Consider the following 22,283-nt stretch of genomic DNA (forward strand, 5'->3'; position numbering starts at 1 on the left):
GCAATATGGGCATTTTTTCTTTCTTCAGTAAAAAGCAAGACTGGTTTACACCCGAAGAGCACGCATCCATTGTAAATGCGATCCGTGTTTCGGAGAAACGTACATCCGGAGAGATCCGTGTGTTCGTGGAAAGCCGCTGCAGTTTTGTTGATCCTGTTGACCGTGCTGCTGAAGTGTTTTTTGGATTGAAGATGGAAAAAACAGATGACCGTAATGGTGTGTTGCTTTACATTGCCATGAAAGACCATCAACTGGCGGTGTTTGGCGACAGTGGTATTCACGAAAAAGTAGGTACCGCTTTCTGGAACAACGAAGTACAGCAAATGCTTTCGAGTTTCAGCAAACACAGTTATGCGGAAGGGATTGTAAAAATCATTACCGACATTGGTGATGCATTAGTAGCCCATTTCCCCTACGAGAATGAAGACAGGAATGAATTACCAGACGACATCGTTTTTGGACGATAGCAACACATGAAGATTTTCCAATTAACCATACTTTCTTTTTTATTCCTTGCCTTCGGCTTAACGTTACAGGCGCAGGGAATCGAAAAGTATATCCCGACGGTTCCCAACCCTGCAAAGCTGGTGAACGATTATATTGATGTGCTTACACCCGAGCAGGAACAGGCGCTTGAACAAAAGCTGGTGGCCTACGACGACAGTACATCGAACCAGTTTGTAATCATCACCATTGGCGACATTGGCGATTATGATATAGCCGATTTTGCGGTTGCCCTTGGCCGTAAGTGGGGCGTGGGCGGTAAGGAATTCGATAACGGATTGGTGCTTGTGGTGTTGATCCCAACCGATGGACGCAAGCGGCAGGTGTGGATCGCTACAGGTTATGGATTGGAAGGTGCTATTCCTGATATTACAGCAAAGAAAATTATTGAAGCCGATATCATTCCCAATTTTAAAGCCAATGATATTTACCGTGGACTGGACGAAGGTACCAGCGACCTGATGCGTGCAGCAGCAGGTGAATACAAAGCACCGGCCGGTTACAGCAATCGTAAAAAAGGAAAAGGTGGCGGCAGTATACTGGGCGCCATGATCATGTTCATCGTCATTATGATCATCATTTCCAACATCAACAAACGTGGCGGCGGTGGTATGATGAGCCGCAGAGGGTATCGCCGTTGGGAGAATAGTGTTCCGCCTATCTGGTTTGGCGGAGGTGGCGGCGGCTGGGGCGGCGGAAGCAGCGGCGGTGGCGGAGGAGGATTTGGCGGCTTTGGTGGTGGAAGTTTTGGCGGCGGTGGAGCCGGAGGTAGCTGGTAAAAAAAATTGAAAAAAATGCCCATGGTTTACATGGGCATTTTTATTTCAAGTACACGTTCATCTCGATTGTTCCAGCCACATAAAGCTGGTAATGGTTGAAGATGAGTAATGAATAAAAAGCTGAAAGCTGTCTGTAGTTTGCCACAACAGACAGCTTTCATAACACGACAAAAGCCCGAAATTCATCTCTATATTTAATAGGAAGATTCTTTCACAGACGAGTCTTCCACACCAAAACGTTCACTGCGAGTCGGAGCTGCCAGACGTTGCCTTAGAAGTGCGAAGACTCGGTGGCGAAGAAAAATTGGCAGTTCGATTAATAAAGATAAATCTGTTAAGCGGGATGAAGTATAAAAAAGTAATAATTGCTCTGGTCTTAATAACTATTATTGTTTGTATTTATTTGCTAAGCTGTCCATCTCAAAAGAAAGTTATCAAAAAGAATTTTGGTAGTCTAACTGAGAAAATTGACCCTGATATTGTTTTAATCAATGTAGAAGAGGAGGACAGAGCATTTATTGGTAAGCTACTTAAAATTGTAGATAGTTGTAAACCAATTTTAATTGGAATTGATGTGTTTTTTGAAATCGAAAAGGATCCAATTCAGGATTCAATATTAATGCAAGCTTTTAAGGAGATTGACAATGATATTTTGGCGTGCAAACTTGATTCAGCAGGAAAACCCATAATGCCTATTGTTAAGTTTAGTTCGTTTGTAACTGACGTGGGTCTTGCGAATGTTCAAGCATTGGAGGGTATAGCAAGTTTTAAAACTCCACTCGGAGTTATTGATACTACTATTCATAAATCATTCGAATTAAAAATTATTGAAAGGTGGAAGACAGGATTTAAGCATCGTATTAAAGTGAATCAAGTTATTCCAATTAAATTCACGAGAACTTTGGAGCAATTTATTCATTTTAATGGGGGAGTATTAACTACAAAAGAACATTGGAGTTTTTTAAAGAATAAAATTGTAATAGTTGCCTATTTGGGTCCAAGTAATGAGGATAAATTTTTTACCCCAATTCGTTTTTCTACTCGGCAAAATGATAATAATCCTGACACCTATGGAGGCGTTATTATTGCAAATACAATACGGACAATTTTAGAATATGAAATTAAGTAGGGTAATTGCCGTCCTACTTAATGGGCGAGTGTCAGGAGGTCTTGTGTATTTGGTTGGTGGCACTTGATGTAAATAGGTGGAGAAGTCTTTTGCCGCTTTTTGGTATGCTAATGATACAAGTACGCCGCACCGTTGGTTTCAAGATTATCCAGACGCAGCTCAAATTAATCAGCTTTTTTGCTGCAGCATTGGGGCATGGCTTATTAGCAACACAAAAAAATAGCGGACACGGCGCCGCTATTTTTTTGTGTTGCTGTTGGTATTGCTGCCGATTAAAACTACCGCAGCCGTTGTTGCGTGTTTTTCACCAACAACGAGATCAAGGCTATGAAGTCGAAAAGTTTTTCGACGCAGAGTCTCCCAACTTGAACTTTCACATGCGATGTGTCAGATAGGCCCGTGTGTTGTTTTTGTGGAACTCACCGCCGAACGTGTTCCGACGCTGCGATAAGAATCATAAACTGCAAACAACCTTATCCAAACAAAAAGGCGGTTCGCAAGAACCGCCTTTTACTCGTCATTCGTTATTCATCACTTCATCTTACTCTTAATATAATCAATCTGTTCCTGCAATGCATTCACATCTTCACCTGCTTTCTTCAAGGTTTCTTTTTTACCGATAATGGTTTTGAGAAAGTTCTCAAACACAGGACCCAAGCCATATTGCTCCGGAATGGCTTCACGGAACTTTACAATTTCATCCACACCACGTTTTACTTTTTCGGTATTCTTCATATTGCCGAGTAAGTTGGCGTAGGTGGCAGTTAAATTAAACTTCGCCTGCGATAAGCCCATGCTGCTGTATGCTTTGGTAATTTCGTCAAACGAATTTTCATCGCCACTTTTGATCAATGTGGTGGCAACTGCTTCCAGCAAATTCCCTTTCATCGGTTGTTTCGCTAAACGTTTCGCCTCTGTTAAAGCAGCAGGCGGATCCAATTTTTCCAACGCCAGTAAAGCGGCAGCACTTACTGAATACGACGAATCGTTAACGGCCGACTGGAACAGATTTTTGTAATTCGGTTTCTTCAGGTTACCCAATACTTCTATCGCTTTGCTCCGTACAATACGGCTTGCATCTTTTTGTGCCATTGATGCAATCATTGTTTCAGTAGCTTCAAGTACCGATGATTTTTTGAGATCTACTTTGCCCAATGCAAAATTGCGAAGGCCACTGTACTTATCATTGATTGCTTCTCTTAATAGAGCAACAGCTTTTTCATCATCTTGTTTCTTCGCTGCAAAATCAATCGCTTCTCTTCTGTCGAGATACAAACCTGCGTGTTTGTATTGATGGATATATTCGTCCAGTGTTTTGTTTTCTTTCTTAACGGCAAGTAATACTTTGTCGCCGTCAAAATTCACCAGATCAGGTTTTGTTGAAACAGTGAATGAGAATGTATCCACTGCATTTTTCACCCAAACCTGCTCACGTGTTTTCTTGCTTCCGTTATAAATGTCAATAGCAACCGGCAATTGAAACAGTTTATCTTTTTGCGTTTGTTTTACAATTACGTTTACTTGTTTGGTTGCTTCATTATAACTGTAGTTAATGTCGAGCATTGGATGTCCAGCACCAAAATACCATTGGTTAAAGAACCAGTTCAGATCTTTACCGGTCACTTCTTCAAATGCCAAACGCAATTGATGTGCTTCTGCTGTTTTGTATTTGTGTGTCGTTAAATACAAGTTGAGCGATTTAAAGAACGCACTGTCGCCAACATAATTCCGCAGCATGTGTAAAATGCGTCCGCCTTTGTTATAGCTTACGGCATCAAACATATCTTCTTTATCGCTGTAGTAAAAACGAACCAGATCTTTTTGTTCGCTGCCACTTCCCAAATAACCTTGCATGGCACTGTAATGCGTTGCATCGGCTTTGTCTTTGCCGTATTTGTATTCATCCCACAGGTATTCGCTGTAGTTGGCAAACGATTCGTTGAGTGTTAAGTTGCCCCAGCTTTCAGTAGTTACATAATCACCAAACCATTGGTGAAACAATTCGTGTGCAATGGTTCCTTCCCATGCATTTCCATCCAACAATTCACGGGCATCCTGTTGTGCACTTTCCTGATGGAGAGTAGCGGTTGTATTTTCCATAGCACCACTAACATAATCACGTCCCACCATTTGTCCGTATTTTACCCAAGGGTATTCAACTCCTGTGATCTTTGAGAAATATGTCATCATCTCCGGAGTGTTACCGAATATTTTTTTAGCAACCGATGCATACTCTTTATCTACATAGTAACTCACTTCTTTTCCTTTCCATGTTTCTTTGATCACGGCAAAATCACCGGCACCTACAAAAAACAGATAGGGCGAATGGGGTTGGTCCATTTTCCAGTAATCGGTACGTGTACCATTGCCCGCAGGTTTTTGACTCACGAGTTTACCATTGCTGAGTGTAACCCATTTAGCAGGAACGGTTAAATAAAATTCCTGTGTGGTTTTTTGATTGGTCTTATCGATCGTTGGACACCATACACTGGTAGCTTCTGTTTCACCTTGTGTCCATATTTGTGTAGGCTTGTCTTTTTCTTCTCCTTTTGGATTGATGAAGTACAAACCTTTTGCATCAGTAATGGCGGCACTACCGGCAGTTTTAAAGTCGTTCGGTTTTGCTGTGTACTGAATGTATACGGTGTAAGCTTCGCCTCCTTTGTAAACTTTGTCGAGTGTTACTTTCAATAACAAACCATCATAGTCGTATTTCAGTTTTATTCGTGCGGTTCCTTTCTGTACAGCAACATCATTGATGTCCATTCCTTTTGCATCAAGCACCAATGTATTGCTTGGGTAGAAATGTGGTTTCAATGTGAGCCATACCTTGCCATTGAGTTGTGCATTGGGTACATCAAAGCTGGCCTCTAATTTGGTGTGTTGTAGTGCATGTGTTTTTTCGGGGGTAGCACGGTACAGTTTTTTCCAGCTTGTATCAGCTTGTTCGGGTGCCTGTGCGTAGCTTGTTGCAACCGATAGCATTAGCAAGCCAATAACGGTAAGATTTCTTTTCATCGCTTTTTTCATTGTGTTTTTGTTGATCAAGATCGTTGTCATCCAAAACGCATCGAATGCGGTCTTTGAATTTGGAATGACTTTTTTTGAAATTTGGATTGTAAAGATAAAGGGGCACATGTTACAGGTTTCAGAAATTGACAAATGGTTTGTGAATCGGATAAACAAAAAAAATTAGCTTTGTTACTATGCGAAAGTTATTGATCAGCAGATTTGTACTCGTGGCGTTGTTGTTAGCCGCAGTTGGAATACAGGCGCAGGCGCAGTTGAATCATTTCATTTATCTACAAACAGATAATCAGCAGCCGTTCTATGTGAAATATAACAACCGGATCATCAGCTCCTCCGCAACGGGGTACCTGATTCTGTCGAAGTTGAAAGGCGGTCAGGTTGATTTTGCGGTCGGGTTTCCGAAGTCAGATCAGCAGGAGCAGCAGTTTCAATGTAATATTGAACAGGCCGATAAAGGATTTCTGATCAAGAATTTTAATGAAAAAGGGTGGGGGCTGTACGACTTGCAGAGTTCCTCTGTACTTTATGCGGCTGTAAAAACAGACCCCAAAATCAATACCAGTAATGTTTCGGTACCACCTGCGAACGATCCGTTTTCCAATATGCTTTCAAAAGTTACACAGGATAGCACAGTCAAAACAGTGAATGTTGTAAAGGAGCCGGTAGTGGAAAAGCCTGCCGTTGTGAATGTCCCAACGCCTGTGGTAACGACACCTGCAACAACCCCTGTAAAAGATTCAATTACAACTATACAAACAACTACGGAATCTGAAAAGCCAAAGGAGCAGCCGGTTGTCAACGAACCTGTATGGATAGCCCCGGCAAAAACGCCGGTAAAACAAATCCGTAAGTTTGAAAGTCGTGAAGGAAATGATTATGTGTTTGAAGTACAGGAATCCAACGGCGTAAGAGATACCGTACGGTTGTTTATTGAAAAGGACAGTACCCCCATTCCGCAGGTGGTAGTACCGGTCCAACCCGAAGTTGTGAAAGATACCGTTGCTGTTGTGCCTCCACAAACCAAAGAAGAACCTGTAAAGGTTGAAGCGAAAAAAGATTCAATTCAGGTAGTAGTTCCCAAAAAAGAGGAAACGGTTGAAAAGAAAGAAGAAATTGTTCAACCGGTTGTTCCTCCTGTTCAAAAAACAGAGCCGCAAGGATTGCCAAATAGTAACTGCAAGAACTTTGCAACCGAAGATGATTTGATCAAACTCCGCCGCAGAATGGCTTCGCAAAGCAAAGATGAACAAATGATCAATGAGGCGAAGAAAGCTTTTCAGAAGAATTGTTTTACTTCAGCCCAGTTGAAGAACCTCTCTGTTCTTTTCCTCAGTGATGAGGGCCGTTACCGTTTCTTTGATGCGGCCATGCCCTTTGTAACTGATTTCTCCAACTTCAAAAGTCTGGGCGAAACAATTCTGGATGAGTATTATAAGAAGCGTTTTTTAGCGCTGCTCCCCAATCAATAAGCTTATGCCACGTTATTTTCTGGAACTCGGTTACAGGGGAGAGCACTTTAGTGGCTTCCAGGTGCAACACAATGCTGTAACCATTCAATCTGAAATGGAGCGTGCTTTACACGTCTTTTTTCGGGAGAACATAGCCCTTACGGGTTCCTCACGTACTGATGCGGGTGTGCATGCACTGCAGAATTTTTTCCATTTTGATCGGGAGAAACCCTTTCCCCAAGAGGCGATTTATAATCTCAATGCCATCCTCCACAACGATATTGTGGTACGCTCAGTTCGGGAGGTAACCCCCGATGCTCATTGCCGCTTCCATGCTACGGCACGAACGTATCAGTATTATATCTATCATACCAAAAACCCTTTTTTGCAGGACAGAGCCTGGTATTTCCCCTACCCGGTAAACAAAGAATTATTGGATCAATGTGCTGGAATGGTGCGGCAAAATCAAAATTTCCTGGCCTTTTCAAAGCGGAATACACAGGTGAAAACCTTTCATTGCCAGATAGTTGAAAGCTATTGGCATGAGGAGAATGGTTGTTTGGTATACAATGTAGAAGCAAACCGATTTTTGCGAGGTATGGTGCGAGGATTGGTAGGAACAATGCTCCGGGTAGCACGTGGAGGGATGAAATTGGATGAGTTTGAAGCACTATTGCGGGGGGGTGAGTATTCCGCCGCAGATTTTTCGGCACCTGCAAAAGGCTTGTTTTTGATGCATGTGAGCTATCCTGCCACCTTGTTTGTAAACCCCTGAAAAAAAAGTTTCAACTGCAAGCCTTGCCAGTAAAGGATTTCAGCTTTTTCTGTAAAAAAGAAGCAAAAAAGTTTGGATTGTAAATCACCTAGCCCTTACCTTTGCAACCCGCTTCGAAAAAAGGGGAATAGTTCTTCAAAAGGTGATCTCTTCTTTCTCTATTACAACATTGTTTCTGAATCATTTATCAGAAAATAAATTGAAAATAAACAAAGAAAAATTTGGTGGATTCGAAAAGCCGCTTACCTTTGCAACCCGCTTTGAAAAAAGCGAAAGTTCTTCAAAAGGTTTTCTGCAAAACAATTCACAACAAAACGAATTTTTCTACAGTGTAATTCGACAAAAAAAGTTGAAAATAAACAAAGAAAAATTTGGTGAATAAAATTAGCCACTTACCTTTGCACTCCCATTCAAAAAATGGGAAACGAAAAACGAAAAAAGATCTTTGAAAGTTTGAAAGCAACAGCAACGTTTTAATTAATTAGAACGGGTAAATTTTAAGTGTAACATAATTCGAATTTGAACTGTTAATTCTTGAGAATTAATAGTCAGTATCAAACAACATTTACAATGGAGAGTTTGATCCTGGCTCAGGATGAACGCTAGCGGCAGGCTTAATACATGCAAGTCGTGGGGCAGCAGGTTTGTAGCAATACAGATGCTGGCGACCGGCAAACGGGTGCGGAACACGTACGCAACCTCCCTCCAACTGGAAGATAGCCCACCGAAAGGTGGATTAATACTCCATAACATATTAGAGTGGCATCACTTTGATATTAAAGCTCCGGCGGTTAGAGATGGGCGTGCGTCTGATTAGGTAGTTGGCGGGGTAACGGCCCACCAAGCCTGCGATCAGTAGCTGATGTGAGAGCATGATCAGCCACACGGGCACTGAGACACGGGCCCGACTCCTACGGGAGGCAGCAGTAAGGAATATTGGTCAATGGACGCAAGTCTGAACCAGCCATGCCGCGTGAAGGATTAAGGTCCTCTGGATTGTAAACTTCTTTTCTCTGGGACGAAACCCCCTGTATCCACAGGGCCTGACGGTACCAGAGGAATAAGCACCGGCTAACTCCGTGCCAGCAGCCGCGGTAATACGGAGGGTGCAAGCGTTATCCGGATTCACTGGGTTTAAAGGGTGCGTAGGTGGACATTTAAGTCAGTGGTGAAATCTTTGGGCTTAACCCGAAAACTGCCATTGATACTATTTGTCTTGAATTCTCTGGAGGTAAGCGGAATATGTCATGTAGCGGTGAAATGCTTAGATATGACATAGAACACCCATTGCGAAGGCAGCTTACTACGGAGACATTGACACTGAGGCACGAAAGCGTGGGGATCAAACAGGATTAGATACCCTGGTAGTCCACGCCCTAAACGATGATTACTCGACATTAGCGATATTACTGTTAGTGTCTAAGCGAAAGCATTAAGTAATCCACCTGGGAAGTACGACCGCAAGGTTGAAACTCAAAGGAATTGGCGGGGGTCCGCACAAGTGGTGGAGCATGTGGTTTAATTCGATGATACGCGAGGAACCTTACCTGGGCTAGAATGCATTTTGACCGCAGGTGAAAGCCTGTTTTGTAGCAATACACAATTTGTAAGGTGCTGCATGGCTGTCGTCAGCTCGTGCCGTGAGGTGTTGGGTTAAGTCCCGCAACGAGCGCAACCCCTATCTTTAGTTGCCATCAGGTAATGCTGGGAACTCTAAAGAAACTGCCGTCGTAAGACGTGAGGAAGGAGGGGATGATGTCAAGTCATCATGGCCTTTATGCCCAGGGCTACACACGTGCTACAATGGGGGGGACAAAGGGCTGCCACTTAGCGATAAGGAGCTAATCCCAAAAACCCTCTCTCAGTTCAGATTGGAGTCTGCAACTCGACTCCATGAAGCTGGAATCACTAGTAATCGTATATCAGCAATGATACGGTGAATACGTTCCCGGACCTTGCACACACCGCCCGTCAAGCCATGGAAGCTGGGTGTACCTAAAGTCGGTAACCGCAAGGAGCCGCCTAGGGTAAAACTAGTGACTGGGGCTAAGTCGTAACAAGGTAGCCGTACCGGAAGGTGCGGCTGGAATACCTCCTTTTTAGAGTACGCTTTTTTACTGCTGTTGCTTTTCTTCTTTCAAACATTAAGTTCTTATATGTATTATTCGGCCAGTTGCTATGGATTCGTAGAGGCCAATTGGCTATTGTTAAATAGATCCGTAGCTCAGCCTGGTTAGAGCACTACACTGATAATGTAGGGGTCCCCAGTTCAAATCTGGGCGGGTCTACAATAACCTCGGGGGGTTAGCTCAGTTGGCTAGAGCATCTGCCTTGCACGCAGAGGGTCATCGGTTCGACTCCGATATCCTCCACGAAAATTAGTTCTTTATTTGATGTTGACTTTCAGGTCTGATGATTCGTAATCATAACATCAGCTTTTCATTTGAACGTGAGTTTGATTGATTAAGTTCTTTGACATATTGGGATAAAACAAGTTGTAATTGTTTAGTAAGGCGATTTTAGTAATAACTCTTTTAAAGCGAATAAGGGCGTATGGTGGATGCCTAGGGTCTGAGAGGCGATGAAGGACGTGGTAAGCTGCGATAAGCTTCGGGGAGCTGCACACAAGCATTATATCCGAAGATTTCCGAATGGGAAAACCCAGCACACTGAAGGTGTGTTATCCGAAAGGAAGCCAACCTCCTGAACTGAAACATCTAAGTAGGGAGAGGAAAAGAAAATAACAATGATTCCCTGAGTAGTGGCGAGCGAAACGGGAAGAGCCCAAACTTGAGCGGCGTGCCGCTTGAGGGTTGTAGGACTGCATTTAGAAATTCTCATCAAATTGAACCTTCTGGAAAGTTGGGCCATAGCAGGTGATAGCCCTGTAGATAGAAATTGAGAAGGACGAGCAGTATCCTGAGTAAGGCGGGACCGGAGGAATCCTGCCTGAATCTGCCGGCACCATCCGGTAAGGCTAAATACTCCTCAGACACCGATAGTGAACCAGTACCGTAAGGGAAAGGTGAAAAGTACCCCGAAACAGGGGAGTGAAATAGTACCTGAAACCGTACGCCTACAAGCGGTCGGAGTCCAGCAATGGATGACGGCGTGCCTTTTGCATAATGATCCTACGAGTTACTCCTCACTGGCGAGGTTAAGTTCTTAAGTAACGGAGCCGAAGCGAAAGCGAGTCCGAATAGGGCGCTTAGTCAGTGGGGGTAGACGCGAAACTTTGTGATCTATCCATGGGCAGGTTGAAGTTCTGGTAACACAGAATGGAGGACCGAACTCATGAGCGTTGAAAAGCTCTGGGATGACCTGTGGATAGGGGTGAAAGGCCAATCAAACTGAGAGATAGCTCGTTCTCCCCGAAATGTTTTTAGGAACAGCCTCGGATTTAAGAAGTGTGTTAGAGGTAGAGCTACTGATTGGGCTAGGGGGCTTCACCGCCTACCAAACCCTGACAAACTCCGAATGCTAACACATATCTCCGGGAGTGAGGCTGCGGGCGCTAAGGTCCGTGGCCGAGAGGGAAATAACCCAGATTAGCAACTAAGGTCCCTAATACGTAGTTAAGTTGAACAAACGAGGTGAGACTTCTATAACAGCCAGGATGTTTGCTTGGAAGCAGCAATTCATTTAAAGAGTGCGTAACAGCTCACTGGTCGAGAGGTCTTGCGCGGAAAATGATCGGGCATCAAACTACGAACCGAAGTTCTAAAATTGTACTTGTACAATTGGTAGGGGAGCATTGAAATCTGCTGCGAAGGTGTCTGGTGATGGATGCTGGAGCGATTTCAAAAGAAAATGTAGGAATGAGTAGCGATAAAAGTAGTGAAAAACTACTTCGCCGAAAGTCCAAGGTTTCCTGATCAATGTTAATCAGATCAGGGTTAGTCGGGTCCTTAGGGAAAGCCGAAAGGCGCACCTGATGGAAAGTTGGTTAATATTCCAACACTTGCTTTTGTTTCGATGGAGTGACGGGGTAGTGAAAGATCCGCGGACGTACGGAAGTGTCCGTTAAAGCGTGTAGATATATTTTTTGCAGGTAAATCCGCAGAGAATGTCGAACGTGATAGTACCGCAAAGCTTCGGCTGCGTGGATAGTGATCCTAATCAGACCTCCGAGAAAAACTTCTAAGGTTAGGCTTAAGCAACCCGTACCGTAATCCGACACAGGTGGACGAGATGAATATTCTAAGGCGCTCGGGTGAGCCATGGAGAAGGAACTAGGCAAATTGACGCTGTAACTTCGGGATAAAGCGTACCATCTTCGGATGGTCTCAGTAAAATGGTTCAACCAACTGTTTAGCAAAAACACAGGGCCCTGCAAAATCGAAAGATGACGTATAGAGCCTGATACCTGCCCGGTGCTGGAAGGTTAAGGAAGGATGTTCGGCGCAAGCCAAAGCTTCTGACTGAAGCCCCAGTAAACGGCGGCCGTAACTATAACGGTCCTAAGGTAGCGAAATTCCTTGTCGGGTAAGTTCCGACCTGCACGAATGGTCTAATGAGTTGAACACTGTCTCCTCCATGAGCCCGGTGAAATTGTAGTATCGGTGAAGATGCCGGTTACCCGCCACGGGACGGAAAGACCCCGTGAACCTTCACTACAACTTTGCATTGATTTTGAATTACGGATGTGTAGAATAGTTGGGACGCTTTGAAGCAGCTGCGCCAGCAGTTGTGGAGCGGTCGTTGAAATACCAACCTTCTTTGATTTAGAATCTAATCCCTAACGGGAGACAGTGCATGGTGGGTAGTTTGACTGGGGTGGTCGCCTCCTAAAAAGTAACGGAGGCTTGCAAAGGTACCCTCAGTACGGTTGGTAATCGTACGAAGAGCGCATTAGTATAAGGGTGCTTGACTGTGAGGCATACAGGCCGAGCAGGAGCGAAAGCTGGCTAAAGTGATCCGGCGGTTCTGCATGGAAGGGCCGTCGCTCAAAGGATAAAAGGTACTCCGGGGATAACAGGCTGATCTCCCCCAAGAGCTCATATCGACGGGGAGGTTTGGCACCTCGATGTCGGTTCGTCACATCCTGGGGCTGGAGAAGGTCCCAAGGGTTCGGCTGTTCGCCGATTAAAGTGGCACGTGAACTGGGTTCAGAACGTCGCAAGACAGTTCGGTCCCTATCTGTGGTGGGCGTTAGTAAATTGAAAGGACATGACCTTAGTACGAGAGGACCGGGTCGTACACACCGCTGGTGTATCTGTTGTGCCGCCAGGTGCAATGCAGAGTAGCTACGTGTGGCCAGGATAAACGCTGAAAGCATCTAAGCGTGAAACCTTCCTTAAGATGAGTTTACTTTTAAGGGCCGTCAAAGACGATGACGTTGATAGGCTACAGATGTAAAACTGGTAACAGTAAAGTCGAGTAGTACTAATTACCCGTAAGCTTTAATTTTTTTTAAATTGCTACTTGCAATTACAACTTCCCAATATGTTATATTATTTAAGATTTTATGGTGGTTTTGCCGAAGGTGTTCACCTCTTCCCATACCGAACAGAGAAGTTAAGCCCTTCATGGCCGATGGTACTGCACAACAATGCGGGAGAGTAGGTAGCTGCCATATTTATTTAAGCCCTTCAGTTTACTGAGGGGCTTTTTTGTTTTCCAGAATTACTTTTCACTATTTTTTCTTTCTTCAAGCTTGGCTTGTAGCGCCCATATTGGTGATTTTATGGTTGGTATAATTGGCGGAATTTTGTACTTGCAGAAAAACTGCTGTATATTCCAAGACCAACCAACCGCTTATGTTTACGTTTCGATCAATTGCTTTAGTTACATTATGGTCGTCTGTTATCTCCCTTTCTCTTTACTTCTTTTTTGACAATGTAATTGCCTATTTCTACGGTTATCGAAGCCGCATGTTTGGAGAGACATTATTTCATAATCAACTATGGGTAGTAATGCATATGATTGGCGGAAGCATGGCGTTGCTATTAGGCCCCATGCAGTTCTGGCCATTTATGCGTAAGCGATTTGTTTCCTTTCATCGATTGTCTGGCAAAATTTATATGGCAGGAATTGCATTGATTGGTATTTCAGCAGGAAGACTCTCGTTGATCAGCAGTTGTGTACCCTGCCGCATCTCACTTTTTTTATTGACTGTATTTGCTGTACTCAGCACTTGGTTTGCATGGAGAGCCATTAAAACAAGGAATACGAAAGTCCACCGGCAAATGATGGTGCGGAGTTATGTATGTGTGATTGCTTTTGTAGCGGTGAGGATCGATGATATGTTCTCTCTAAACTTCTTATTTGGAGAAATAAATGATTCCACTTTCAGAAGAGTAGTGAATGAATATTTCTTTTCGTTTGTGCCATTGATTGTGGTTGAGATCCTCATGATATGGTGGCCATCGGTAGCCTATACATTTAAAAGCAAAGAGGAACATTCCAAAGCAAACCATCATGAATAAATCAACTGATTTAGTATCGCAATTAACATAAAAAAATGTGGTTGATAAGTAATTCAATCGGATACTTAAACCTGGAAATATGAAAGCGTTTCTGATCTTATTCTCATCATCAATACAAAATATCAACATGAGAAAAATTCTAGTTGGCTTGCTGTTGCTGATTATATCAACAACCAGTATTGCCCAAGGGAAATTGCTGAGGCGTGAGTTCACGGCTGCTTCTTTGCAAAATAATAAAGCAGGCGAAGATCCTTTGCGTCAGCTAACGGTATATCTGCCTCCCGATTATGAACAAGGAACACAACGTTACCCGGTTATTTATGTGTTGCATGGCTATGGCGGAACCGATAGTGTAATGATGGGCGTATGGATCAATTTTAAAAAACTACTTGATGAAGCGATTAAAACGGGAAAGATGCGTCCCATGATTGTAGTGGCACCAAACAGCAATACAAAACTGCAGGGAAGTTTTTATACCAACTCTTCTGTTACAGGTAACTGGGCCGATTATATTGCAAAAGATGTGGTGCAATACATGGATAAAAATTTCAGAACAATACCTGATCGCAAAAGCCGTGGACTCTGCGGGCATTCAATGGGAGGTAATGGTGCTTTAAAATTAGGGATGCAATTTGCAGATACATTCAGTGCGGTATATGCACTTAGTCCGGCAGTATTGAATTGGTATGGAGATTTTACCTTAAGGAGTGGTGGGTTCAAACAGATCAGCAAATTAAATAACGAAGATGCAATTATAAAAGGGTTGAATGAATTTGATCAGACCGGCGATTTCAATGCATTTTTTGCCGCAGTACTCACTGCTATGGCAAGGGTGTATTCGGCCAATACAACAAAAAAAGAATTGCTTGCAGATTTTCCTGTTTCGTATGTTAAGGACAGTGCGGTTTATCACCCGAACGTGATCACTGAATGGGAAGCACAATTTCCATTTTATATGATCGATCATTATCTGCCACAGTTACGCAGCCTTACTGCGTTGAAATTAGATTGGGGGCGTAATGAAGAGTTTTCTCATATCCCTTACACAAGTTTAGAATTCAGTAAGAAACTGGAAGCCTACCGCATTAAACATTTTGCTGAAGAATATATTGGCGATCATGGAAACATGCTTGGTGGTTTTGATGGACGGATATTTAATGAGTTACTTCCATTTTTTGATAAATACCTCTATGTCAAATAAACTATCCTAAAAGGATTTAAGACCTTATAAGTGTATAAACTTTTTAGTGAATAACAAATCTTAAAACAAAACAGAATGATGATCAATATTAAAAAATACATTTTTGAATACCTGCTCATTATCATTACAATAGCATTAACCGTTTCAGGGTTTTGGAATATCTTTTTGGGAACTGATGCAAAACCCACACCGTATCAAGCGCTTCATGTGATCGTTAATTTCAGCTGGTTGTTTCTGATGCTGTACCAGCTCAGCCTTATCGGAAGTAATCAAGGCGCAAAACACCAAAGGGTTGGGTTCTCCATTTTATTTTTTGGCCCTATGCTATTTGCGCACGCCGTACTCTTGGCCATTCATTCAGCTCATAAAGGCCTGGTTTCCGGGCAAGGAGATTTTTTGATCGTGCAAAATGTATTTGGAACAATAGAATTGGGCTTCATCATTTTAATGGCATTTATCTTGAAAAAAAGAAGAAAGATCCACGGAGCTTTTCTTTTCAGTACAATTGTTCTGATGAATGGCATTAGTATATTCTTTTTGTTCCTCGCCGTAGCTCCCCAACTGATCGGATATGGTATGTATATTACTCTAGTTATTGGCTTTCTCTTCTTTTTGAAGGACAGAAGAAATGGTTGGCCGATACTGCTATCGGGTTCCTTTTTTGTTATCAATGACAGCATTGGTAAACTGTTACATAAGTACAGCCTTATTCAGCCGCTAACCGAATTTGTAGGTACACTTCCGAAGGTTATGACTGTAACAGGCGCTTTCTTGGTTCTTTTGGTTGGATTGTTTACTACCGGAGTAGTAAAGAAAAGTAAAGCGATTTAAATGCAGATTGTAACCAAAAAAATATAATTGCATGCAGGAGTTTATGCGTATCCGGGGTTCTTCTTCACAAACGAAATTATTCCGTAAAGTAAAATCAGTACGTCTACAAATTACAAATCAGAAGTTTAGTGAAATGGAATCTTCTCTGCGTGCCGTTGGGTACACATATCATAATGATTATTTTATCTACGGTCATAATTCGGAATTTTACTACAGCATTACAGACACGAATGTAGTGCCGAAATATAAACGAATAGAAATCGAATCGTCTGATCAACGGCTGAACGGAAAATACAGCTGGGGAATATATACAGTATTCATGTTAAGGGCAAAGAGATGGTGATTGAACAAATAAATAATCAAATTGCTAAATAACGATTATGAGAAAGAAAACATTGCTTTCATTAGTTGTAGTGTTATTTTTAGTACAATCACAGGCACAACTAATACCTGACAAACAAACGCTTGAACAAAAAATAGATTCATTATTTCAACGAATCAATAACGACAGATCTCCCGGCATATCCGTTACCGTTATTCACGATGGTAAAATAATAGCCAGTAAAGATTTTGGCATGGCCAACCTTGAGCATAAGGTTGCTTTTACACATCAAACACCGGTTCGGCTTGGTTACTCAGGTGCAAGAGAGTTTATGTGTGCAGGATTGGCATTAATGGAAGCAGAAGGGCTGTTACGATTTGATGATAAAGTGAAAAAATATTTTCCAAAACTACCGGCATGGAGTGCTGATGTAACCATACAGGACCTGTTAAATCACAGCAGTGGCTTTGATGACGAATGGGCAACCATGTTGTTGATGCAGGCAAATATGGATAACAGGGTTGATAAAGAACAATTGCTAACCCTGTTATACAATCAACCCAAACCACAGGTGGAGCCCGGGAAAGGATACATGTATTCCAATTCAGACTTTGCGTTGTTGCGAATGATCATGGAAAAAGCATCCGAAAAAAGTTTACCTGATTATTTGCAACTGAAACTGTTTGCACCGTCAGGAATGAACGCAACCTTTATGAATGATTATCTCGATGAAATCATACCGGGGTTGGCAGATAAATATTATGGTAGTGAAAAATATTTTAAACAAGTTGGTGTAAAAACTTCTCCTGGCGGCAATTACCGGATCGTTACTACAGCATCCGATCTGGAAAAATGGGCAATCGCATTGGAGGACTCTACTTCTGTTGCAGCAAAAGCATTTCGCAGGTTGTATAGAAATGCAAGACCGATTCCTGTGCTTTCTCCACAAATTCATTACGTCTTCGGTCATGAATGGCATAAAATCGAAAACACAGATATCGTAAAGCATGGCGGTGTTAACGAGGATTTTTATATGACCCACATTCCATCCAAAAAAATAACCATTATTGGTTTTGGAAATGCATTTGAAAATATGAGTGTGGTAATGAGCCTCTCTAATATTTTATTGAACAAAAAAGCTGATTCCAAAATAACAGCTCCACTCATATCAACTAACCCGGTAACAATAAATAAAAACGAGCTGGCAAAATATACCGGCCGTTATTTTGAACAAAGACCAGTTGGACACAGCAGTCATTTAACCAATATCAGATTTTGTGATATTAAACAGGTAGATGACAGCCTGCATTTTTATTATACTTCCAACGAGTATTTCACAATGATTCCCGTTGGAAAAGATTTGTTTAAGGATCCTGATTTTGGCACTATAATAAAAATTACAAAACCTCACCCTGATTCAGCAATGAAAATACAGGCCTGGCCAACCGATGGCAGTATCATAAATTTAGTAAAAGTGAATACGGCCACTAACTTTTCAAAAGAATACCTGAAACAGTTTACTGGCGAATATCATAGTAAGCATCTTGATTTTTATTGCAGGATCGTTCTCAATGAAAGCAATCAATTAGTCATTAGACGGCCAACGATTTCGGATAAAGAATTGGTACCGGATGGCGAAAACAGATTTCTGTTTGAAATGGAAGCTGGTGGCGATAGCTGGTATGTAGTTGCTGTGTTTACCAAAGACAAAAATGGAAGAATAGACGGTATCAATATGCAGCATGTTCGTATGATGCATCACAGGTTTGAGAAAGTTGTTCGTTAATGAGCGTTTGAATAGATTGATCGGTACTCTGGAATTCTAAAGCCAAAAATTAGTAATATGAAAGTCGCCTTACTGTTAATTGGATTCGTTTTGTTTATTACATGCAATGAAAAAAGGGGTGGCTTGAAGGTTTTTGATGTGCATCTTCATGGCGATCCTGAGCCGGAAAAACAACTTAGCAATCTTGCAATTAATGGTGTGTACACAATTGTCATCAGCACTTCCTGGACACAACAACAAGCTTATCAAAGCAGCAAGGACTTGAAAATTTCACACGGTTTATTTGTACCATGCCCAAATGGAAAAGTGCCTTACAGTTTGCAACAGTGTTTTGACGATGGGAAAGAATGGCCCGATGTAAACTGGGTGGAGCAACAAATCAAAGACGAGAAAATTGATTTCATTGGTGAAGTACTTACACAATATCATGGCATCTCATCTTCTGATTCATTGATGTATCCCTACTACGCATTAGCTGAAAAATATAATTTGCCTGTTGGCATTCACACAGGTTCTGCCGGCCCTGATCATGGTTGTCCCAACTTTAAAGAGGAGATGGGTAATCCTTTGTTGCTGAAAGAAACACTTATTAAATTCCCTAAGCTCAAAGTATGGCTCATGCATGGTGGAGCACCTTTTGTAAAAGAATGTATTGAGATGATGAAGACATACCCGGGACTTTACACAGATATTTCAGTATTGAATAACCCCTACATTATTCCGGCAAAAGATTTTGCATCAATCATGAGGGCATTTATTGATGCAGGGTTTGAGGACAGATTACTGTTTGGATCGGATAATGCAGATATTAAAACCTGTATTGCCGCTGTTGAAGAACTGAAGTTTCTTTCAGCAAAACAGAAAGAAAAGATATTTCACCTGAATGCTGAAGCATTCTTTAAAAACTAACATGAATTCAATGGCCAATACTGCTATACCAGTTTCAGCAAACGAAAGAGCTGCCATACTCGACATGCTGCGTGGTTTTGCATTGCTGGGTATTGGTATTGCCAACTATGCGGTGTTTTCGTTATACGTTTATCAAACACCGGAAACTCAGAAGGCTTTTACTACAAGCGCTGTTGATAATTGGCTTCACTATTTTATAACGGCATTGGTAGAAGGGAAGTTTTACTCCTTATTCTCCTTACTATTTGGAATTGGCTTTTCTATTATTCTTACACGCAGGCAACAACAAGGAAATGGATTGATTATTTTTTATCGCAGGTTAATTGTTCTTCTTTGTTTTGGTCTTGCACATTCTTTTTTATTGTGGGATGGTGATATCCTCTTTTTTTATGCTGTTGCCGGCATGTTGTTGCCGCTGTTTCGTAACTGCAGCGACAAAACAATTCTTATCCTTGTAATGGCATTGTTGTTATCGCCTCTTCTTTTTGATTTTATTAAAGTTATCAGTAACGGAAAATGGAATGTCGCCAACCCGGTTCTTGTACAAGTAGAAGCTACCGACAAACACTATGGACTTGTTCCCAGTAATTACGGCACATGGTTGATTGTCAATGATCATTATAGCGATATGCTTCGATGGAATCATTCAGGCTTTCTATGGGGTTGGCAACTGCGACTCGACAGTAACCGTGTTCCAAAGGTGTTAGCCATGTTTTTATTAGGTTATTATGTTGGCAGAAGACAGATGCATCTTCAACTGGCACAACACAAACTGTTATTTAAAAAAATACAACGTTGGGGTTTTCTTATTGGTCTGCCTACAAGAATAGCTTTGGCTTATTTTCAGAACGATCAACTGCGTTTGCCTAAAGCAGCAGGTTTACTGGATACGTTGAGCTATGCATTAAATGTTGTTCCCTTATGTCTTGCGTATACATCAACCATTGCATTGATTTGGATTAACAATAATAAGCAACCACTATTGAGTACGTTGGCAGCAGCCGGAAGGATGGGGCTTACTAATTATTTAATGCAATCGTTCTTTGCGGTATTCTTTTTCTACGGAATTGGATTAGGATTTGGTGGAGCAATGGGGCCAACATTTTATCTGCCAATCTTTTTTGCATTTTATTGTTTTCAGCTCTTCTATAGCTATTGGTGGATGCGTTATTTTAATTACGGTCCTGTTGAATGGATATGGCGGCAGTTGACTTACGGGAAAAGGTTGCCATTAAAAAAGTAAATTACTTGTTATGAAATTCTTTTTTGTATTAACAATTGCGTTTATCAGCATATATGCTAAAACCAATGCACAGGTAAATAAGATCGAACATTTCTTTGCCAGCTCTCCCAAGGCAGAGCGATTATTTCATTTTTTTTCAAAAGAGTTAGAGTTGCCGGTGGTATGGCCCTATAAATCCTGGGGCGATTTTGCAAGTGGCGGAGTTACACTTGGTAATGTTGTTTTTGAACTGGTAACGTTTAAAGGTGCAGACACAACTTCTTTCAATGGAATTGCATTGGAGCCATTCCATTCAATGGAAGAATTTGAAAAGGAACTTGATCAGCTAAGTATTGCACATGATACCATTGATAACAGCAATGTGTCAAAAGATTCAACCGGTGCTTTAAATGGCTGGTCGTTGTTTACACCAAAAGATTTGTTGCCGAATGAAGCCAATTTGTTTGTATGTGATTATAAGAACAGGCAACGCATTAGCGACAACCGAAAAAAAGCAGCAGATAAATTAAAAGAAATCAATGGTGGCAAATTAGGAGTTCTTTATTTAAAGGAAATTGTAGTAAGCACTATTGAGTTTAAGAAATATGATGAACAGTTTGTAAAGCTGCCCGGTGTAAAAAAGCAAAAAGCCGGGTTATTCTCATTCAGTGAAGGTCCTGATTTGAGGTTACAACAAGATGCAAAAAACCGGATACCAAAAATTGTGATCGTAGTAGAGTCTATTAAGAATGCTAAAGTATTTCTCGAATCAAAAAAGCTTTTAGGTAATGTACATTCGAACAGTATTTTTATATTGCCTGAAGCGGTGGATGGATTGCAGATTGAATTAGTTGAACAATAAACCGTCCCCTTTGAAAGAAAATTATTTTCTCATTTTAAAGCTTGAGTATGAGTCGGTCGAATTCTTTGTTTTTCATATGTATATTACTTGCCTGTGTTTCAAATGCGCAACAAGTTGATACCATCAAAGTAAAAGTGCATGATCATGTCATGACACTCTATGGATCTGGAAAAGGTAAACCAACAGTCATATTAGAAGCAGGAGGCGGCTCCAGTCATAGAACATGGCAATTGGTTCAACCTAAATTAGCAAACTCTGCCAGAGTTGTTTCATACGACCGCCCCGGTTATTTAAATTCTGATACATGTACATCGCCCAGAGATGCGATCACCATTACAAAGGAATTGAAAGAAGCATTGACAAAAGCCAATATTCTTCCCCCGTATATATTCGCCGGGTGGTCATATGGTGGATCATTAGTAAGAGTGTTTGCCGGACTTTATCCTAACGATGTTATCGGAATGGTGTTGGTTGATCCTGCACCTGAAGAAGTATATGCCCGGTTAGAAAAGGAATTTCCTGAGATGATGAAAGAAGATGAAAAATACATTAAGGAAATATTGAATAGTAAAACCCGGCCGGGTGAAAGGGAAGAAATGCGGATGTATGATTCAAGTATGAATCAGGCAAGAAGATCAGATAAACTTCATTCAACTCCAACAACATTATTAATAGCCGCTGGTAAAGCAGAAGGAGGACAGGATAGAGATCCTTCTAATCCTATGAATAAAGCATGGATAGAAGAATTGGAGAAATGGGCAAAGAAAAGACCAAATCTGAAATATGAGATCATTACCAACAGCGGACATCATATGGCAAAGTTTCAACCCGATACTGTTATTAAGGCTATTCAATATCATATAAATCAGTTTTACATTAAGGCTCGCAAACAAGCAGCAACATTAAAAGAAGTTGGATCGGATGAAAAAATGAATTTGACATTTATACCGATTTTGCTTACCCGTCAATCATTCCATAAATAAAATTATGTAATCGTTTGCGCAGCATACTTTGATAGCTGCCTTACAAATTCTTCCTATCTTTTCACAATTACCAA

General features: G+C 41.6%; 14 protein-coding genes, 2 tRNA genes and 3 rRNA genes. 18 read left to right on the forward strand and 1 reads right to left on the reverse strand.

Annotation, left to right across the window (positions count from 1 at the left end; all coding sequences use genetic code 11):
- Window positions 1–5: 5 nt before the first annotated feature.
- From WG989_RS09330 to WG989_RS09340, 3 genes are all read left to right on the forward strand, one after another.
- Window positions 6–467, forward strand: a complete 462-nt coding sequence (locus WG989_RS09330) for a TPM domain-containing protein (RefSeq protein ID WP_340428937.1) — start codon at window positions 6–8, stop codon at window positions 465–467.
- Between the two features lie 6 nt (window positions 468–473).
- Window positions 474–1,283 (forward strand): TPM domain-containing protein, encoded by an 810-nt coding sequence (locus WG989_RS09335; protein ID WP_340428938.1) that lies wholly within the window; start codon window positions 474–476, stop codon window positions 1,281–1,283.
- A gap of 343 nt (window positions 1,284–1,626) precedes the next feature.
- Complete coding sequence (locus WG989_RS09340; protein WP_340428940.1) at window positions 1,627–2,412, forward strand: CHASE2 domain-containing protein; 786 nt, start codon at window positions 1,627–1,629, stop codon at window positions 2,410–2,412.
- A 531-nt stretch (window positions 2,413–2,943) separates the two neighbouring features.
- Here WG989_RS09340 and WG989_RS09345 read toward each other — a convergent pair.
- The gene (locus WG989_RS09345; protein ID WP_340428942.1) at window positions 2,944–5,442 is read right to left on the reverse strand and encodes a M1 family aminopeptidase; all 2,499 of its coding nucleotides are present in this window, start codon (window positions 5,440–5,442) and stop codon (window positions 2,944–2,946) included.
- Between the two features lie 176 nt (window positions 5,443–5,618).
- Here WG989_RS09345 and WG989_RS09350 point away from each other — a divergent pair, with 176 nt between their 5' ends.
- The 15 genes from WG989_RS09350 to WG989_RS09420 all read left to right on the forward strand — a co-directional run bounded on the left by WG989_RS09350 (window position 5,619) and on the right by WG989_RS09420 (window position 22,209).
- Complete coding sequence (locus WG989_RS09350) at window positions 5,619–6,911, forward strand: DUF4476 domain-containing protein (protein ID WP_340428944.1); 1,293 nt, start codon at window positions 5,619–5,621, stop codon at window positions 6,909–6,911.
- 4 nt (window positions 6,912–6,915) lie between these two features.
- Window positions 6,916–7,665, forward strand: coding sequence for a tRNA pseudouridine(38-40) synthase TruA (gene truA / locus WG989_RS09355; protein ID WP_340428946.1), 750 nt, complete (start codon window positions 6,916–6,918; stop codon window positions 7,663–7,665).
- Between the two features lie 567 nt (window positions 7,666–8,232).
- Window positions 8,233–9,764 (forward strand): 16S ribosomal RNA (locus WG989_RS09360).
- Between the two features lie 114 nt (window positions 9,765–9,878).
- Window positions 9,879–9,953: transfer RNA gene (locus tag WG989_RS09365), tRNA-Ile, on the forward strand.
- A gap of 10 nt (window positions 9,954–9,963) precedes the next feature.
- Window positions 9,964–10,037: transfer RNA gene (locus WG989_RS09370), tRNA-Ala, on the forward strand.
- Between the two features lie 161 nt (window positions 10,038–10,198).
- Window positions 10,199–13,074 (forward strand): 23S ribosomal RNA (locus tag WG989_RS09375).
- Between the two features lie 57 nt (window positions 13,075–13,131).
- A 5S ribosomal RNA gene (gene rrf / locus WG989_RS09380) occupies window positions 13,132–13,243 on the forward strand.
- Together the 16S, 23S and 5S rRNA genes with 2 tRNA genes alongside form the textbook arrangement of a ribosomal RNA operon.
- A gap of 181 nt (window positions 13,244–13,424) precedes the next feature.
- Window positions 13,425–14,093: a DUF2306 domain-containing protein gene (locus WG989_RS09385; RefSeq protein ID WP_340428948.1), complete on the forward strand. Its 669-nt coding sequence runs from the start codon at window positions 13,425–13,427 to the stop codon at window positions 14,091–14,093.
- Window positions 14,094–14,220: 127 nt separating this feature from the next.
- The gene (locus WG989_RS09390) at window positions 14,221–15,294 is read left to right on the forward strand and encodes an alpha/beta hydrolase (RefSeq protein ID WP_340428950.1); all 1,074 of its coding nucleotides are present in this window, start codon (window positions 14,221–14,223) and stop codon (window positions 15,292–15,294) included.
- A 75-nt stretch (window positions 15,295–15,369) separates the two neighbouring features.
- Window positions 15,370–16,125: a hypothetical protein gene (locus WG989_RS09395; protein ID WP_340428952.1), complete on the forward strand. Its 756-nt coding sequence runs from the start codon at window positions 15,370–15,372 to the stop codon at window positions 16,123–16,125.
- 380 nt (window positions 16,126–16,505) lie between these two features.
- Window positions 16,506–18,233, forward strand: a complete 1,728-nt coding sequence (locus tag WG989_RS09400; protein ID WP_340428954.1) for a serine hydrolase domain-containing protein — start codon at window positions 16,506–16,508, stop codon at window positions 18,231–18,233.
- 57 nt (window positions 18,234–18,290) lie between these two features.
- On the forward strand, window positions 18,291–19,142 hold the full coding sequence (locus WG989_RS09405) for an amidohydrolase family protein (protein WP_340428956.1): 852 nt from the start codon (window positions 18,291–18,293) through the stop codon (window positions 19,140–19,142).
- 1 nt (window position 19,143) lies between these two features.
- Window positions 19,144–20,385: a DUF418 domain-containing protein gene (locus tag WG989_RS09410; protein ID WP_340428957.1), complete on the forward strand. Its 1,242-nt coding sequence runs from the start codon at window positions 19,144–19,146 to the stop codon at window positions 20,383–20,385.
- A gap of 10 nt (window positions 20,386–20,395) precedes the next feature.
- On the forward strand, window positions 20,396–21,226 hold the full coding sequence (locus WG989_RS09415; protein ID WP_340428958.1) for a hypothetical protein: 831 nt from the start codon (window positions 20,396–20,398) through the stop codon (window positions 21,224–21,226).
- 149 nt (window positions 21,227–21,375) lie between these two features.
- A complete protein-coding gene (locus WG989_RS09420; protein WP_340428959.1) occupies window positions 21,376–22,209 on the forward strand; it encodes an alpha/beta fold hydrolase in 834 nt (277 codons plus the stop codon).
- Window positions 22,210–22,283 lie beyond the last annotated feature (74 nt).

The organism is Lacibacter sp. H407 (genome assembly GCF_037892605.1).
Classification (GTDB): Bacteria; Bacteroidota; Bacteroidia; order Chitinophagales; family Chitinophagaceae; genus Lacibacter.